Annotated in this window: 17 protein-coding genes and 1 pseudogene; 7 read left to right on the forward strand and 11 right to left on the reverse strand. The window is 67.7% G+C overall.

Annotated features, from left to right (window positions below; all coding sequences use genetic code 11):
* Positions 1-39 precede the first annotated feature (39 nt).
* Both CA2_RS09235 and CA2_RS09240 read left to right on the forward strand, forming a co-directional pair.
* Positions 40-1,638, forward strand: a complete 1,599-nt coding sequence (locus CA2_RS09235) for a phospholipase D family protein (RefSeq protein ID WP_042415698.1) — start codon at positions 40-42, stop codon at positions 1,636-1,638.
* A 54-nt stretch (positions 1,639-1,692) separates the two neighbouring features.
* Entirely contained in the window at positions 1,693-2,070 is a 378-nt protein-coding gene (locus CA2_RS09240) for a helix-turn-helix domain-containing protein (RefSeq protein WP_245620918.1), read from the forward strand.
* A gap of 33 nt (positions 2,071-2,103) precedes the next feature.
* On the opposite strand, the gene CA2_RS09245 is transcribed toward CA2_RS09240, so the two are convergent.
* Positions 2,104-3,099 carry a GlxA family transcriptional regulator gene (locus CA2_RS09245; RefSeq protein WP_042415700.1) on the reverse strand — a complete coding sequence of 332 codons (996 nt, stop codon included), beginning with the start codon at positions 3,097-3,099 and terminating at the stop codon, positions 2,104-2,106.
* A gap of 177 nt (positions 3,100-3,276) precedes the next feature.
* Here CA2_RS09245 and CA2_RS09250 point away from each other — a divergent pair, with 177 nt between their 5' ends.
* Positions 3,277-4,092 (forward strand): hypothetical protein, encoded by an 816-nt coding sequence (locus CA2_RS09250; RefSeq protein ID WP_042415703.1) that lies wholly within the window; start codon positions 3,277-3,279, stop codon positions 4,090-4,092.
* A 160-nt stretch (positions 4,093-4,252) separates the two neighbouring features.
* The gene (locus CA2_RS09255) at positions 4,253-5,362 is read left to right on the forward strand and encodes an S-(hydroxymethyl)glutathione dehydrogenase/class III alcohol dehydrogenase (RefSeq protein WP_042415706.1); all 1,110 of its coding nucleotides are present in this window, start codon (positions 4,253-4,255) and stop codon (positions 5,360-5,362) included.
* Between the two features lie 105 nt (positions 5,363-5,467).
* On the opposite strand, the gene CA2_RS09260 is transcribed toward CA2_RS09255, so the two are convergent.
* Positions 5,468-5,926: a methyltransferase family protein gene (locus tag CA2_RS09260; RefSeq protein ID WP_052369888.1), complete on the reverse strand. Its 459-nt coding sequence runs from the start codon at positions 5,924-5,926 to the stop codon at positions 5,468-5,470.
* Positions 5,927-6,083: 157 nt separating this feature from the next.
* Here CA2_RS09260 and CA2_RS09265 point away from each other — a divergent pair, with 157 nt between their 5' ends.
* Positions 6,084-7,370 carry a DEAD/DEAH box helicase gene (locus tag CA2_RS09265; protein ID WP_042415711.1) on the forward strand — a complete coding sequence of 429 codons (1,287 nt, stop codon included), beginning with the start codon at positions 6,084-6,086 and terminating at the stop codon, positions 7,368-7,370.
* Positions 7,371-7,407: 37 nt separating this feature from the next.
* Here the strand turns inward: CA2_RS09265 and CA2_RS09270 are convergent, their stop codons facing one another.
* Positions 7,408-7,914, reverse strand: a complete 507-nt coding sequence (locus CA2_RS09270) for a hypothetical protein (RefSeq protein WP_042415714.1) — start codon at positions 7,912-7,914, stop codon at positions 7,408-7,410.
* A gap of 289 nt (positions 7,915-8,203) precedes the next feature.
* Here CA2_RS09270 and fghA point away from each other — a divergent pair, with 289 nt between their 5' ends.
* Positions 8,204-9,067, forward strand: a complete 864-nt coding sequence (gene fghA, locus CA2_RS09275) for an S-formylglutathione hydrolase (protein WP_042415717.1) — start codon at positions 8,204-8,206, stop codon at positions 9,065-9,067.
* A gap of 39 nt (positions 9,068-9,106) precedes the next feature.
* Here fghA and CA2_RS09280 read toward each other — a convergent pair.
* The 8 genes and pseudogenes from CA2_RS09280 to CA2_RS09315 all read right to left on the reverse strand — a co-directional run bounded on the left by CA2_RS09280 (position 9,107) and on the right by CA2_RS09315 (position 15,776).
* Positions 9,107-9,586, reverse strand: a pseudogene (locus CA2_RS09280) (VOC family protein).
* Between the two features lie 114 nt (positions 9,587-9,700).
* Positions 9,701-11,761, reverse strand: a complete 2,061-nt coding sequence (locus tag CA2_RS09285; protein WP_081888936.1) for a TonB-dependent copper receptor — start codon at positions 11,759-11,761, stop codon at positions 9,701-9,703.
* 202 nt (positions 11,762-11,963) lie between these two features.
* The gene (locus CA2_RS09290) at positions 11,964-12,374 is read right to left on the reverse strand and encodes a DUF2946 family protein (protein ID WP_052369889.1); all 411 of its coding nucleotides are present in this window, start codon (positions 12,372-12,374) and stop codon (positions 11,964-11,966) included.
* A 66-nt stretch (positions 12,375-12,440) separates the two neighbouring features.
* Positions 12,441-12,740 (reverse strand): putative quinol monooxygenase, encoded by a 300-nt coding sequence (locus CA2_RS09295; RefSeq protein WP_042415811.1) that lies wholly within the window; start codon positions 12,738-12,740, stop codon positions 12,441-12,443.
* A gap of 5 nt (positions 12,741-12,745) precedes the next feature.
* The gene (locus CA2_RS09300) at positions 12,746-13,507 is read right to left on the reverse strand and encodes a GGDEF domain-containing protein (protein ID WP_245620919.1); all 762 of its coding nucleotides are present in this window, start codon (positions 13,505-13,507) and stop codon (positions 12,746-12,748) included.
* Between the two features lie 711 nt (positions 13,508-14,218).
* Positions 14,219-14,461: a VF530 family protein gene (locus CA2_RS09305; RefSeq protein ID WP_042415719.1), complete on the reverse strand. Its 243-nt coding sequence runs from the start codon at positions 14,459-14,461 to the stop codon at positions 14,219-14,221.
* A gap of 79 nt (positions 14,462-14,540) precedes the next feature.
* Positions 14,541-15,290 carry a glycosyl transferase gene (locus tag CA2_RS09310; RefSeq protein ID WP_042415722.1) on the reverse strand — a complete coding sequence of 250 codons (750 nt, stop codon included), beginning with the start codon at positions 15,288-15,290 and terminating at the stop codon, positions 14,541-14,543.
* A gap of 18 nt (positions 15,291-15,308) precedes the next feature.
* Positions 15,309-15,776, reverse strand: coding sequence for a YhbY family RNA-binding protein (locus CA2_RS09315; protein ID WP_042415723.1), 468 nt, complete (start codon positions 15,774-15,776; stop codon positions 15,309-15,311).
* 32 nt (positions 15,777-15,808) lie between these two features.
* On the opposite strand from CA2_RS09315, the gene CA2_RS09320 reads away from it, so the two are divergent.
* A complete protein-coding gene (locus CA2_RS09320) occupies positions 15,809-16,462 on the forward strand; it encodes an RlmE family RNA methyltransferase (protein ID WP_042415726.1) in 654 nt (217 codons plus the stop codon).
* Positions 16,463-16,556: the final 94 nt, after the last annotated feature.

Raw genomic sequence — 16,556 nt, forward strand, 5'->3', positions numbered from 1 at the left:
TTTTGGCCTGTAGCGCTTGTCCAGCAAGCGCCGAAAGCTATGCTTTTTAGCAAGACCACGCCCCGGTACCAGTACCTGCCGTGGCTCGGGGCTGCCGTGCTGGTGGGCGGACTGGGCGCCTGCAGCCTGCCCGATCCCGTCCAGCCGCCCCAGGCCACGCAGGCCATTGCCCCGGACATGTCCGCGCAGACCGCCCTGGGTCAGGCCCATACGGCCCTGCGGCAGCAGGCGCAGGCCGCGGCCACGCACTCGGGCTTCTACGCCCTGGGCGATCCGCGCGAAGCCTTCGCCGCCCGCAGCCTGCTGGCGCGCGCCGCCCAGCACACGCTGGATGTGCAGTACTACATCTGGCGCCACGACAAGACCGGCCTGCTGCTGCTGCACGAGCTGCTGCTGGCCGCCGACCGCGGCGTGCGCGTGCGCCTGCTGCTGGACGACGGTGGCACCACCGGGCTGGACGACGCCCTGCAGGCCCTGCACAGCCACCCGAACGCCGAAGTGCGGCTGGTCAACCCCTTGCCCCTGCGCGGCTGGCTCAAGCCCCTGGGCTATGTCACGGACTTTCGCCGGGCCCAGCGGCGCATGCACAACAAGTCGTTCTCGGCCGACGGGCAGGCCAGCATCGTGGGCGGGCGCAATGTCGGCAACGAATACTTCGGCGCCACCGATGGCGTCGTGTTTGCCGACCTGGACGTGCTGGCCATCGGCCCGGCCGTGCTCGCCATCGAGCAGGACTTCGACCGCTACTGGAACCATGTCGCCGCCTACCCGGTCGACCAGGTGGCGCACCCGGTCGCCCCCGGGGCACTCGAGGGTTTGCGCCGCAGCGGCCAGGCACTGGTGCAGTCACCCGCAGCCCAGGACTACCGCCAGGCGCTGGAAGCCACCCCTTTCGTGCAGCACCTGCTGCAGGCGCAATTGCCCATGGACTGGGCCGTGGCCCACCTCGTGAGCGACCCGCCCGAGAAGATCCAGGGCCAGGCCCCGAGCACCGCCCTCATCGGCGAGCAGTTGCGCCGCGCCATCGGCACACCCACGCAGTCGCTGGACCTGGTGTCGCCCTACTTTGTGCCCACGGCCGCCGGGGTGCAGGCTTTCGCCCAGCTGCGCGCCCAGGGCCTGCGCGTGCGCATCCTGACCAACGCCCTGGAGGCGACCGACGTGGCCATCGTGCACTCGGGCTACGCCAAGTACCGCAAGCCCTTGCTGCAAGACGGCATCGAACTGTACGAGCTGCGCGGCACACCACCGGACTACGCCGAGGACGGCGACCGGCTGCGCCGACAGCTGACGGCCCTGGGCAGCTCCGGCAGCAGCCTGCATGCCAAAACCTTCGCGGTCGACGGGCAGCGGGCCTTTGTCGGCTCCTTCAACTTCGACCCGCGCTCGCTGCAGCTCAATACCGAGATGGGCCTGATGATCGAGAGCCCGCACCTGGCCCAGCAGATCAGCCACAGCTTTGACCAGACCATCCCGGCCCAGGCCTACCGCGTCAGCCTGAACGCGCAGGGACAGCTGCGCTGGCACAGCGGCGTCGGCGATCCCGCGCCGGTGTACGACACCGAGCCCCAGAGCCGCTGGCACCAGCGCCTGTCGCTCTGGTTCCTGGGCCTGCTGCCGATCGAGTGGTTGCTGTGAAATTATTCATAGAGTTGCCCAAACGCCCGATGAACGGTACTACCATCGGCCTCCATGCCCCGCCAGAACACCTGTCCCGCCGACTTTCCGCCGTTCATCCTGTCGCAGATCGAGCAAGTGGCCCAGCAGATCGTCGCCACCCGCAAGGCACGCGGGGAAACCCAGGCACAGTGGGCGCAGCGGCTGGGCATCTCCCAACCGACCATGGCCCGCCTCGAGCGCGGTGACCCGGCAATTGCCACAGCCACCTATGTGATGTGCCTGTGGCTGGTCAACCCGCAGCTGGACCTGCGGCAGCTGCTGCCCTCGGCGCTGCCCGCAACGCCACCGGCACAGGCGGCGACCGCCCCCGCGCCAGCACAGGCCCCGTCGCCGTCGGCCGCCGACGAGCTGGCCGACCTGCTGGCGTCCTGGAACGCCCCCACACTCTGAGCCCGCACCACGCAAGCCCCGGGCGCCCGGCGCCTAATCCCCGAAGCGCTCGCGGTAGGCCACGGGCGTGATGCCCAGTCTTTTCTGGAACAGGTGGCGCAGCGCCTGCTCCGACCCCAGCCCCACCTTGGCCGCCACGGTCTTCAGGGGCAGATCGCCACGTGTCTCCAGCAACTGCTTGGCGCCCTCCAGGCGTGCGTTCTCGACAAAGGCGCTGGGCGTGACGCCGGTTTCCTGCTGGAACACGCGGCGGAAGTGCCGCTCGCTCATGGCGGCTTTGTCGGCCAGCAGCGCCTGCGGCATGGGCTGGTCCAGATGCGCCAGCACCCACTGCTGGACCAGGCGCACGCCACTGTGCTGCACGGCCTGGCTGGCCAGCTGCACGCTGAACTGCGACTGCCCGCCGGGGCGCTTGAGGTACATCACCAAATCGCGCGCCACCTCCAGCGCCAGCGCGTGGCCAAAGTCCTGCTCCACCACGGCCAGGGCCAGATCGATCCCGGCCGTGACCCCGGCCGAGGTCCAGTACGGCCCCTCGCGCACATAGATGGCATCGGCATCCACCCGCACCTGGGGGTGGCGGCGCTGCAGCTCCTGCGCCACGCTCCAGTGTGTGGCCGCGCGGCGGCCGTTGAGCAGCCCGGCCTCGGCCAGGAAGAAGCTGCCGCTGCACAGGGCAATGGTGCGCGCCACCTGGGGTGCTACGCGCCCCACCCAGTCCACCAGCGGCGCGCTGGCCTGCAGCACCGTGGCAATGTGGCGCGCCCCCACCAGCAGCACGGTGCAGCCCGTATCCTGCTCTACATCGGCCAGGGTGTGCGTGGCCTCCAGCGCCATCAGCGTGTCCGAGCGCACCAGCCCGCGCTGCGCGGCCACCACGCGCAGGGCATAGCCATCGGCCAGCCCCTTGGCACGCAGGTGCACGTTGGCGTACTCAAAGACCGACATCGGGCCGATGGCCTCCAGCGCCTTGAAGCCGGGGTAGACGACGATATCGACGCGATGGGCGCCTGGGTGGCGGTGTTCCATATCAAAAAAAGTAGCTTTAAACACAGGTCAACAGAGGGCGACAGGCATTTTTGATTCAAAGCCGCCCACCGAGCTGCCGCCGACTATACGCAGGCCCGTGCCTGCGCCCACGCGGCGCGCCTGGCAACCATCGCTACAGTTGGGGCATCGCCGTCTGCGCTGCCCACTCCCCGATTGATGATTCCAGGCCCTTTGTTTTCCTGGCCCCAACTGCTGCTCCTGCTGGCCCCGTGGCTGGCTGCGGCGTTGGGCGCAGGCTTGCTGCTGTACCGCCTGCGGTGGTGGTGGCGCCACCGCCACCTGCCCGCTGCGCAGCGCCCACGCTTCTGGCGGGCGGGGATCGTGGCGCTGTCGGTGCTGGCAACGGTTGGCTGCCTCTGGGGGCTGGTGCTGGCGCAGCACATCTGGCAGATCCAGCAGACGCTGGAGCAGCAGCACCGCTACCGCCACAGCCGCCAGCACTTTGTGCTGCCGCAGGATTTTCAGTATGGCGAGCTGCGGATCCCCCAGGGCAGCCTGATCAACCGCTATGACCCGTTTGACAATGGGGAACCCCAACGACCGCTGAGCCTGCGCGGCTTGCGGGCCGTGCGCTTCCCCCACCCGGTGCAGGTGGCCGGTGCCTGGGCCACGGCCATGGAGACCAACCCCACCCGGTTGGAGCTGGCGCACGACCAGCAAATTCGCCCCGTCGCCCACTTCGACCGCCAGGCTGGCGATGGGTATGGCGCCTGGGTCCCAGCCCCCGGCCGTCCGCATCTGGACTGCCAACAGGGCGACTACGCCTGGTTCCACCGGCCGCTGATCGACTACGACATCGAGGCCGAATTTGGCCAACCCGAGCCCGACGGCCCCGCCGCGCGCTTCCGCCCCAGCCAGTGGGCGGTGACGCACTGCGAAAGCAGCTGGGGGCCCATCGAACTTCCGCCGGCCGACCCTGCCGGTGCCGCCGCCCCCGTCTGGGGCGCGCTGCCACCGAACGCTACCCCCTAACAGCCACTGCCGCCCGAATGCCCACCTGCATCTGCGGCCAACACACCTGCACCTGCGGCCATGGCCCGCCACCGCGGCCCGGCATGCTCTACAGTCAGGCACTTGCACCGCGAAGCCGTCCCGCGCCTCGCCTTCCCACGCCTTCAACAGAAAGACCATCATGAAATCCCGCGCCGCCGTGGCCTTTAAGGCCGGAGAACCCCTGCAGATCGTCGAGATCGACGTGGCCCCGCCCCAGAAGGGCGAAGTGCTGATCAAGATCACTGACACCGGTGTCTGCCACACCGATGCCTTCACGCTCAGCGGCGAAGACCCCGAAGGCCTGTTCCCCGTGGTGCTGGGCCACGAAGGCGCCGGCATCGTGGTGGAAGTGGGCGAAGGCGTGACCAGCGTCAAGCCGGGTGACCATGTGATCCCGCTGTACACCGCCGAATGCGGCGAATGCCTGTTCTGCAAGAGCGGCAAGACCAACCTGTGCGTGGCCGTGCGCGCCACCCAGGGCAAGGGCGTGATGCCCGACGGCACCACCCGCTTTTCCTACAACGGCCAGCCCATCTACCACTACATGGGCTGCTCCACGTTCAGTGAGTACACCGTGGTGGCCGAGGTCTCGCTCGCCAAGATCAACCCCGAGGCCAACCCCGAGCAGGTCTGCCTGCTGGGCTGCGGCGTGACCACGGGCCTGGGCGCCGTGAAGAACACCGCCAAGGTGCAGGAAGGCGATACCGTCGCCGTGTTCGGCCTGGGCGGCATCGGCCTGGCCGTGATCCAGGGTGCCAAGCTGGCCAAGGCCGGCCGCATCATCGCGATCGACACCAACCCCAGCAAGTTCGACCTGGCCAAGACCTTCGGCGCGACGGACTGCATCAACCCCAAGGACTTCGACAAGCCGATCCAGCAGGTCATCGTCGAGATGACGACCTGGGGCGTGGACCACTCGTTCGAGTGCATCGGCAACACCCAGGTCATGCGTGCCGCACTGGAATGCGCACACCGCGGCTGGGGCCAGTCGGTCATCATCGGCGTGGCCGGCGCGGGCCAGGAAATCAGCACCCGCCCCTTCCAGCTCGTCACCGGCCGCAAGTGGCTGGGCACGGCCTTCGGCGGCGTCAAGGGTCGCAGCGAACTGCCCGGCATGGTGGAAGACGCCATGGCCGGCAAGATCCAGCTCGAACCGTTCGTGACCCACACCATGGGCCTGGACCAGATCAACGAAGCGTTTGATCTGATGCACGAGGGCAAGTCCATCCGCTCGGTGGTCAAGTACTGACCCGGCCAGCGTTGATGCCCCCCGCCACGGTGTTGCCACCGTGGCTTTTTTTATGGCCGGGGGGCTGCGGCGGCGTCCTGGGCGCGCACGCCAAGCGCCACCGGCTTACAGCCAGCGCCGCACCTCCTGCAGATAGCGGGTGTAGGGTGCGCCGAACTTCTGCGCCAGCATGCGCTCTTCCGGCACGATCTGGAAGCGGTTCATGTACAGCACAAACGCCGGCAGCACCAGCATCGCCCCGGCATGGCCCAGCCACAGGCCCCAGCCCAGCAGCGCCAGGGCAAAGCCCAGGTACATGGGGTTGCGGCTGTGGGCATAGATGCCCGTGGTCACCACGCTGGACGAGGCCTGCGGCGTGGTCGGGTTCACCGTCGTGGCCGCGCGGCGGAAGGCCAGCACCCCAGCCAGCGCCACGCCCGCCCCCAGCGCGATGGGCAGCGCCCCCCACCACCAGGGCGCGGCCCACAGCGTGGCCCCCGGCCACACCGCGGCCATGCCCCCCATCAGCAGCCCACACACCAGCACCAGGGCCACCGGTGGCACCTTCAATTCCCAAGCATTCACCCGCGCGCTCCTTGTTGTCAGGGATGCAGGCATTGTGCAAAGACCGGCGGCCGGCGGGCTATGCCATGTCATTTGCTGCGGCTTCTGCTTGCCCCAGGCCTGGCCTGCCGCCAAAGCCCGACAATCACCGCCTTTGCTGCTTTTTGGCCCTTCGCCCATGCCCTTCACCGCCCTTGGCCTTGCCCCATCGCTGGCCCATGCCGCCGCCTCCCAAGGCCTGATCGCGCCCACGCCGGTGCAGTCCCAGTCCATCCCCGCCGTGCTGGATGGCCAGGACCTGCGCGTCTGCGCGCCCACGGGCTCGGGCAAGACGGCGGCCTATGTGCTGCCGCTGCTGCAGGCCTGGATGCTGGGCGATGCCGGCCAGCGCTCCGGGCCGCGCACCACGCAGGCCCTGGTGCTGGTGCCCACGCGCGAGCTGGCCACCCAGGTGGCCGAGCTGGTCTACCACCTGGGCGAAGCCCTGGGGCGCCGCCCCAAGGTGGCGGTACTGACCGGCGGCGTCTCCATCAACCCGCAGCTGATGGCGCTGCGCGGCGGCGTGGATTGGGTGATCGCCACCCCCGGGCGCCTGCTGGACGTGGTGGCGCACAGCCAGCTCAAGCTGCACAGCCTGCAGACCCTGGTGATGGACGAGGCCGACCGCCTGATGGACCTGGGCTTTGCCGAGGAACTGGAACAGGTGCTGGCCCTGCTGCCCGCCAAGGAGCAACGCCAGACCCTGCTGCTGTCGGCCACCTTCGGCCCTGCCGTGCAAGACCTGGTGGCGCAACTGCTGCGCCCCGGCCACGCCAGCGTGGAAGTGGAAAACACCCACCAGCAGGATGCCACCATCGCCCAGCGCGCCCTGTATGTGGACGCTGCCCAACGCACCAATGTGCTGCGCGCGCTGATCGCCCAGCACCCCGGCCAGCGCATGCTGGTGTTCGTGGCCAGCCGCTACAGCGCCGAGCATGTGGCCAACAAGCTGTATGCCAAGAAGATCTTTGCCACCGCCCTGCACGGCGAGCTGAGCCAGGGCGCGCGCCAGCGCGTGCTGCAAGAGTTCAAGGCCAACCAGTGGCAGGTGCTGGTGACCACCGACCTGGCGGCGCGCGGCATCCACATTGATGCCCTGCCCGTGGTCATCAACTACGACCTGCCGCGCTCGGCCGACGACTACACCCACCGCATCGGCCGCACTGGCCGCGCCGGCCTGTCGGGCACGGCCATCAGCCTGGTGTCCCCCGCCACCGCCGCGCACTGGAAGCTGATTGCCAAGCGCAACCAGCTGCAGCTGGAGCTGGAAACCCTGCCGGACCACCCCGTCACCGAAACCGTGCCCGAGCGTGCCGCACACGAAGACGGCGACCGCGGCGGCGTCAAGGGCAAGCGCATGAGCAAGAAAGACAAGCTGCGCGCCGCGGCCGCCGCCGCCAACACGCCCGGCGCCGGCAAGGCCTGAGCCCAGGCATCAGGGGCTGGGTGCTGAAACGGCCCCGTCAGGTGCCATCCACCGCGGCATCCTCGCTTTTGGCAGCATGCAGGGCCTCGGGCTCCAGCTCCTCGGCCGAGCGGTTCAGGTGCACGAACAGCCCCCAGCCCAGCAGCAGCACGCCCACGCTGGCGATGTGCAGCGCGGCATAGCGCAGGGTGGCCGGGTCTTCCTGGGCCTTGAAGGTGGCAATCAGGCCCTCGATGGCCAGGGCCACCACAATCACCACCAGAAACCGCGACAGGAAACGCCGCACCCGCGTGGGCCCGGCAATGCTGGCATCGCGCACCACCTCCTCCTCGACCACGGTCTGCGCAATCTGCAGCGCCACCACGGCCGCTGCCAGGGTGCCCAGGGCCTCCACCAGGTGCAAGGTGGCGCCATCGTCCAGGCCCAGCACCAGCGTGTCCCAGCCCTTGCTCACGGCCATCCACAGCAGAGCCAGCGACACCAGGGCGAACAGCAGCGCCATCAGCACATGCACCCCGACAAACAGCGAATGAACCAGTTTCATGTACCTGTCCCTCCAAAATCCGAAAGGCGCATCTTTCCATCGCCACGCCCCACGCCGCGTAGGACGGTGCAGGCAGGCGCCGGCAGTCCCGGCCCGGCAAGCACCCCGCCCCCATGGGGACAAGCGGGGGCCCCTACACTGCGCCACAGCCCCTGGCCAGCCTGCGCTGGCCCGCTGCACCACATCAAAAACAAGAGCTGGATGCGCTCATCCAGCGTGCACTTCGGGCATAAAAACCTCTAAAGTGCTTGCAACACGAGCGCCAACAGCTCTTCTTTCAGGAGTATCCATGTCCACGCCTTTCGAACTGCTCACCGCCCACGCCTGCTTTGGCGGCGCCCAGCGCTTTTACAAGCACGAGGCGCGCGAGATCGGGCTGCCCATGAAGTTCTCGGTCTACCTGCCCCCCAAGGCGGTGATGGGCGAGAAAGTGCCTGCCCTGCTGTACCTGGCTGGCCTGACCTGCACCGAGGAAACCTTCATGACCAAGGCCGGTGCGCAGCGCCTGGCGGCCGAACTGGGCCTGGCCCTGATCGCCCCCGACACCAGCCCGCGTGGCGCCAACGTGCCGGGCGAGGCCGAGGCCTGGGACTTCGGCGTGGGCGCCGGCTTTTACCTGAACGCCCAGCAGGCGCCGTGGCAGCAGCACTGGCGCATGGAAAGCTATCTGATCGAAGAACTGCTGCCGCTGCTGGGCCGCTACCTGCCCATCGACACGCAGCGCCTGGGCATCTTCGGCCACAGCATGGGCGGCCATGGTGCGCTGACCCTGGCCCTGCGCCACCCCGGCGTGTTCAAGAGCCTGTCGGCCTTCGCCCCCATCGCCAACCCCATGAACTGCCCCTGGGGCCAGAAGGCCTTCAGCGGCTACCTGGGCGACAACCAGGCCGTCTGGGCCCAGCACGATGCCAGCCGCCTGATGGCGGCGCAGGGCAAGGCACCCTACCCGGCCGGCATTCTGATCGACCAGGGCCTGGCCGACAAATTCCTGCACGAGCAGCAACTGCTGCCCGAAGCGCTGGAAGCCGCCTGCGCCCAGGTCGGCCAGCCCCTCACGCTGCGCCGCCAGGCCGGCTACGACCACGGCTACTACTTCATCCAGAGCTTCATCAACGACCACCTGCGCCACCACGCGGCACAGCTGGGCGCCTGAGCCTGCGCCGCGCCATGCGGCGGATGTCCCCGACGGCGCTCAGCCGCGCAACGCGGCCTCGATGGCGGCAATGTCGATCTTGCCCATGCCCATCATGGCGATGAAGGCACGCCGGGCCGCGGCGGCATCCGGGTGGGCGATCGCCTGCAGCAGCACGCGCGGCGTGATCTGCCAGGAGACGCCCCAGCGGTCCTTGCACCAGCCGCAGGCACTGGCCTGCCCGCCGTGGCCGACCACCGCCTGCCACAGGCGGTCGGTTTCGGCCTGGTCCTAGGTCACCACCTGGAAGGAAAAGGCCTCGCTGTGCGGGAAGGTCGGCCCACCGTTCAACCCCATGCAGGGCAGGCCCAGCACGGTGAATTCCACCGTCAGCACATCGCCCTGGCGGCCCGCCGGATAGTCCGCGGGCGCACGGTGCACGGCCTGCACGGCGCTGTCGGCAAAGGTCTGGGCATAGAACTCGGCCGCCTCGAGGGCGGCGCCATCGAACCAGAGACACACGGTGATCGGGGATGCCATGGCGAACCTCCTGTGCAGCAGCGCCAGCGGCCATTCTGGCCCCCGGCATCCTCCGCAGGCAAGGCCGTGCCACAGCGGCCACCCGCCGTCACCGGCGGGCAGCCCCACGGTGCCTCAATAGCGCAGATCGGCACGCAGCCACAGCGTGCGGCCGGGTTCGTGGATGCGCACACCGGCCGGCAGACCGAAGCCGGCGTTGCCCGCCAGGTTCAGGTGCTCGGCGTAGGCGCGGTCGAACAGGTTGTCGATGCCGGCCGTGAGCTTGAGCCGGCGGTCCACCTTGTAGCCGGCATGCACCGAGAACACGCCAAAGCCCGCGCTGGGCCCGAAGTCCTTGCCGACGACATTGCCCTGGCCCGTGGCGTGGCGGTGCTGGGCCGCCACCAGGCGCCACAGGGCCCCGGCATTCCAGGCGCCCTGCTGGTAATCCAGGCCCAGCTTGGCTTCCAGCGGCGGGGTCTGGGGCAGCGGACGGTCGTCCGTGGTGTTCTGCGCCCAGGCGTAGGCCAGCGTGCCCTGGGCCGTCAGCGCCGCATTCAGGCGGTAGCTGGCCCCGGCCTCCCAGCCGGCGATGCGCGCCTTAACGTTGCGCACCGAGGAGGACATGCCCCCCTGGTAGTCAAACAGGATGTAGTCCTGCACCTGGCCCACATAGGCCGAGGTCCAGGCCTGCCAGTCCTGGCGTTTCCAGCTCGCGCCCACGTCGATCTGCGTCGTCTTTTCGGGCTGCAGGCGCTGGAAGGCGGTCGTGCTGTTGCCCGGCGAGATCAGCTCCCAGTAATCCGGAAAGCGCTGGACATGGCCCAGGCCGGCGTACACGGTGGAGCCATCCTGCGATGCGCGCTCCCAGCGCACAAAACCGCTGGGCAGCGCCTGGCGCTCGCGGTGGTTGCTGTCGCCCTGCACGCCAGGATAGCGCCAGGCCTGGGCACGGTCCAGGCGCAGGCCGGTCAGCAGCTTGTCGTCGGCATCCAGCTGCTGCGTCAGCTCGGCAAACAGCCCCAGGTTGCTGAACTTGGCATCCCGCACCCAGGGCTTGGTGGTGTAGGGCACCATCTGCGAGCCCATGCGTTTGTCGTGCGGGCTGCGCAGGGCGTCCACCCCGGTCAGCAGCGTGGTCGCCGGGCTCCACTGCCAGGTGGCTGCGGTGCGCAGCCCTGTGGTGGTGCGCCGCACATTGCTGGCCATGGGCATGGCCATGCCACTGCCTGGCGCAAAGCTGCGCAGGCTGAAGTTGTCCATCACATGGTCAGCACGGTTGGTGTAGATCTGCGCCTCCAGCTTGCGCAGCACGGGCGAGAGATTGGTTTTCTCAAAACGCAGCCCGGCGCTTTCGCGCTGGAACTGCGTGCCGTCCATGCCACGGCCGCCATAGCGGGCCTCGCCGTCGCCGGCACCGGCGGTCAGCTCCAGCCAGGTGTCGGCATCGGGCGTCCAGCCCAGGGCGACATCGGCATTCCACTTGTCCCAGTGCGCGGGCACCACGCGGCCGTTGCCGTCGCGGTAGTCCTTGCTCTGCGAGTGGTTGGCCGTCAGGCGCACATAGAACTGGTCATTGCCGGCCAGAAAGTCCACGTTCTGGTCGCTGCGTGCCGCCGTACCCGCCAGGAGGCTGGCCGAAAACTCGATGCCTAGCTCGCTCAGCTGGGGCTTTTCGCGGTCGAAGCGCACCACGCCCGCAGACGCCCCCGGGCCCCAGGCCACGGTCTGCGGGCCCTTGATCACGGTCAGCGCATCGTAGGTTTCGGGGGAAATGTAGGAGCTGGGCGCATCCATGCGCCCCGGGCAGGCGCCCAGCAGCGTCGTGCCGTTGGTCAGCAGGGGCAGGCGCGAGCCGAACTGGCCGCGGAACACCGGGTCGCTGTTGGAGCCGCCGCTGCGGATCGCCGAGAAGCCGGGAATGCTCTTGAGGTAATCGGCCGCGTCGCTGGCCGGCACGGGCTGGCGTGGCTGCTTGGGATCGGCCACGACCTGCACCGGGGCGTGGTCGTGCACGGCGGTCACCACCACCTCCTGCAAGGCGGCCTCGGGCGTTTGCGCCCAGGCGCTCGACTGCCAGCCACCCAGGCTGAGCACGGCCAGGGCCACCGCCGTGCGGGCGGCATGGGCCTGGGACAAGGCGGAAGGACGGCGGGTTGCCGCGGCAGAGCCTGCGGTCTTCGTGGAAATATGCATAGAAAAATCCTCGGCCCACTGCGCCCCGGTCCCGAGCGGGACGGCGCGAGCGGCCAGGCTGGTGCGCCGCCCCGCAGGGCAGGCGCACCAGCCAATCATCAAAGGCACAGCCCGCCACGGCGCAGTGCGCGGTGGCCAGGACTGGTGCGGGGAAGATGCAGGACGTGCGAGGCGGCAGGCCGCCAGGCCTGCCTGCACGCCATCACACGAAGCGCTGGGGCGGGCCGCGTGCTGGCGGGGGGGTGGCCACCTCCAGCAGGGCCAGCTGGGCGGGCAGGCTGCGCCACTTCAGGTGGAAGGACGGTACGGGCGGACGGTGCACATCGGCCGTCCACAGCACCGGCGGCGCCAGTGCAATACACAGCACGCAATCGGGCGTGTGCGCACCGTGCGAGCCATCGGCCGCTACCGTGTCCCAGGGGGCGGGCACCGCGTGGTCTTCATGGCCCACGGCCAGCATCTGGCTGGTGGTGCAGACATCGGCGCCCACCAGGTCGGCGGGCGATGCCGCACGCACCCGGGCGCCGGACAGCGCGGCCGCCAGCAACAGCAAAGCGAACACCGCGATGACCACCGCGGCGAAAGTTTTGTGTTGACGGATGCGCTGCAACATAGATGTTGCGCAGTGTAACGTGCACAAACCGCCCCCTGAACGGGCACGCAGGGGCTGCAAACAGGCCTAGGTGGCGCGCGGCGCGCCGACTTCGTACACCTGCAAATCCCGGTTGCCCAGGCCCAGCGCGGGCCAGCTGGCCCGCCAGGCCTGCAGGTGGGCCGAGGCGAAATGGGCATCCAGGGCCGCCTGGTCCGTCCACAGTTCTTTGACATGGATCAGTCCGGGCACCAGCACATCCTCGGCGTAGTGGTAGGCCAGACAGCCGGCTTTGGCGCGCGAGGCCTCGACCATCGCCCGCATGGCGGGGCGCGCGTGCTCGAGGTTCTCAGCGGGCAGAGAGACGGTACCGACGATCAGCAGCATGGTGTTCACTCCTGGGCGCAGCCGGTGGTGCTCATCTGGTGACCCCCCTGGGTCTTGGAAAGGTACAGGGCCTGGTCGGCACGGCGCAGGATGTCTTCGGTGCTGCGGTCCTGGGGCAGAAAATGGGCGATCCCGATGCTCAGCGTGGGTGCGGGCTCCCCCGTGGCATAGGGCTGCAGCACCTGGCGCCCACCATGCAGCAGGCGCTGCGCCAGCGCGGTGACCTCTGCCAGGCTGCGCGCGGGGCATAGCAGAGCGAACTCATCGCCCCCCAGGCGGCACACCAGGTCCTCGGCCGCCGCGGCCTGTTGCACCATGCCGGCCAGATCGCGCAGCGCCTGGTCGCCCGCCGGGTGGCCCAAATCGTCGTTGATGGCCTTGAAGTGGTCCACATCAAAACTCACCAACCAGGTGGGCGTGGCCTGCCGCTGGAAGGCGGCGTAGGCCTCTTCCAGCACCTGCATGAAGCGCCGGCGGTTGTGCAGCCCCGTCAGTTCGTCGTTCATGGCCTGCTGCTGCAGTTGCTGCTGCAGCCGCTTGCTGGCGGTGATGTTGCTGGCCACCCAGACGACGGCGCGCTCGCCGCAGCAAGGCTGGTCCAAGGCGGTGATCCGGCCTTCGAACCAGATGGCATCCACCGGTCCATCGGTGGGCAGGCCCAGCACATCGTGAGCGCTCAGTTCGTACTCGACCACCAGCATTTGCTGGCGGGCCAGCGTGTCCCGGATCTGCTGCAAGAACCAGTCGGTCTTGGACGCCACCAGCACATCGGCGATGTACTTGCCGACCAGGGAGCTGCCGTCGTGGTAGTAGCGCTTGTCCTTGCCGCCCAGGATGGCCGCGTAGCGCCCCGTCTACGTCAGGATGAAGGTCGGGTCAGGCAGACTGGCGCAGATGGCTTCGTACTGACTGGCCGTGAAGAAAGTGGTATCGGTCATGACAAGTGCCAGAGCAGGGACAGCAAATTCTCTCAGATTCATCCGCCGCGAAAGGGCCGCCACCGCCCTGGAAACTACGGAGGTGGGCACTGACACCCTCCGGGTTGCGCCGGGATGTCGGCACAGGCACGGTGCTCCCCGGCGCCACACAGTCCAGCCTATAACCCAGTGCAACCGGCGGCACCGCCCGCCAGGCAGGCAGGCAGGCAGGCAGATGATTGATGCTGACCATGGATTCCAGCTGCAAAAAATACATAGCGGCTTGCGCAGTCTGGATAAGCACTATCCGCCAATTTTTTGGCACATTTCTCGGTGATGTCCATCCACAGCCCATCAGACAGACGAACCGCCCTGAACACCGGATGAGACGCCACGCCCGAGCTGGGTGGGGTTCACGCTGTCATGACGCAGACATTGAGCCGCATTGCTGTTGCCGGGGTCGCTGCCAACAGGCCCTCACCCGCCTTGTGGCAGGCCCGTCTCCAGTGCATCGCCCGCCAGCCGGTGCGCCATCACCACTGGGTGCGGGGTGGTTCACGGTCAGCGCTGGGCACGCTGGTGTTGCCGCAAGGTGTACAGGTACAGCTGCTCCACCTTCTCTCGCGCCCAGGGGGTCTTGCGCAGAAAGCGCAGGCTGGACGGAATGCTGGGATCCAGGTTGAAGCAGCGCACGGGAATGCGCGCGCCCAGCTCGGCCCAGCCGTAGTGGTCGACCAGGTCGGTGAGCATGCGCTCCAGCGTCAGGCCATGCAGGGGGTTGCGCGGTTGTTCTTGGGAAGTCATCGCCAGATCCTGGAATCGTTAAAAAAGCCCCTCCGGCCGTGGGCCAGGAGGGGCTTGCTCGCGCATGGCGGGCAAGGCATCACTCGCGCCAATGCTCCGCCACCCAGGTGGCGGGCTGGATGTAACGGAAGCGCCGATTGCGGCGACCTGCCAGGGCATCGGGCGGGTTGCATTCGCCATGGAAGATCACGATGCGCGCATTCGGTGGCACAAACGTGGGCTTCCAGAAGTTGGTCGGCCAGGTCGGGATGCAGTGGTACTTGAAGCTCGGGCACCACTCGGCCGGCCAGTACTTGAGCTTGCCTTGCTTGTGGATCGCATCCGACAAGTAGGCCTGCTCATTGCGGAACTGCTTGCGGATGTCCTCGAAGTGGCCGCGGAAATACTCCAGCACGTCGGCATGCGCCCCCAGCTCGAAGCGGTACACGGACGAGTTCCCCGTGATGCGCCACGGACGCTTGTGGTCGTGGATGATGAGGAACTCACCGGGGTAGGTGAAGAAGTCATCCAGAGGTCCGGTGATGACCACGTCCACATCCAGGAACAGCGCCGTTCCGCGCAGGCCGTGCAGGTCTTTGGTGAACGTGGTCAGCTTGGTCCAGCCACGCTCGGGGATGCCTGGGGGCAGGTCCAGCGAGGGAATGGGCAGGCATTCGACCTCGGAACGAATCCCTTCAGCGTTGTCGGTCAGGCAGACAAAGCGAAAATCACCACTGAGATGACGGCGCACCATGGCGTACAGGCGGTTCACATATTCCGGCCCGTATTTGGTGCCCCACTTCATGCACAGGATATGGCGCTGTGGCGCGGTGGAGGTGGTTGTGCTCATGCTGGTGCGCGGCAAGGCTTAGTGACCTTTTTTGGTCGACTTGGGGCCTGCCTTCTTGGCACGCTTAACGAGACCACCCTGGGTCAGGCGCTGGTTGCCCAGCACGCGAATCTGCTTGACCTCGGGCTTGCTGCCGGCACGGCCGAACTTCAGCAGCTTGATGTCGCGGGGGCCGGCCTTGCGGTCTTCGTCCAGCGCCTTGTCCTTGTCGGGAATGGGGCGCCACAGGACCAGCAGCTTGCCGATGTGTTGGATGGGAGCGGCGTTGAGTTCGTCGCACAGTTGCAGGTAGACCTGTTCGCGCGCGGCACGGTCGTCGCCGAACACACGCACCTTGATCAGGCCATGCGCATTCAGGGCGGCGTCAACTTCCTTCTGGACGGCGGGTGTCAAGCCGTCACCACCGATCATGACCACGGGGTCCAGATGGTGGGCGTTGGCGCGGTGTTCCCGGCGCTCCGCGGGAGTTAATTCAATTTGGGGCATGCCCGTATTATCGAGGCTGGAAGAAATTTGCGATGAATACCAAAACGAAAAGCAAGAAGGTCAACAAGAATTGGCTGAATGCCCACCTGAACGACCCTTATGTGCAAGCCGCCCAAAAGGACGGCTACCGCGCCCGCGCGGCCTACAAACTCAAGGAAATCGACGAAACCTTCAAACTGATCCGCCCCGGGCAGATCGTGGTGGATCTGGGCTGCACGCCCGGCGCTTGGAGCCAGTATGTGCGGCGCAAGATGTCGCCCGCCGGGGCTGCCGCCGGCACGCTGAACGGCACCATCATCTCGCTGGACCTGCTGCCCATGGAACCCATCGAGGGCGTGCACTACATCCAGGGCGACTTCCGTGAAGAGTCTGTACTCACCCAGCTGGAAGCCGTCGTCCAGGGCCGCCCTGTCGACGTGGTGGTCTCCGACATGGCCCCCAACCTGTCTGGCAACAGCACCACCGATGGTGCCCGGGTGGAGCACCTGATCGAGCTGGCCGTGGACTTTGCCAGCCACCACCTGCGCCCCGAAGGTGCCCTGGTGGCCAAGGTGTTCCATGGCCCCGGCTACGACGATTTGGTCAAGCTGTTCCGTGAGCATTTCAAGGTCGTCAAGACCCTCAAGCCCAAGTCCTCGCGCGACAAATCGTCCGAGACTTTCCTGATCGGCATGGGCCTGAAATAAAAACCGGGAACACCAGGGTTGACCCAACGCACAGCGGAAAACCCCAGTTTCCTATTGCCTTGGCGGGAATAAGGGTTCGGCCCTGCCGCTTGAA

It is taken from the genome of Comamonas aquatica NBRC 14918, assembly GCF_000739875.1.
GTDB lineage: Bacteria > Pseudomonadota > Gammaproteobacteria > Burkholderiales > Burkholderiaceae_C > Comamonas > Comamonas aquatica.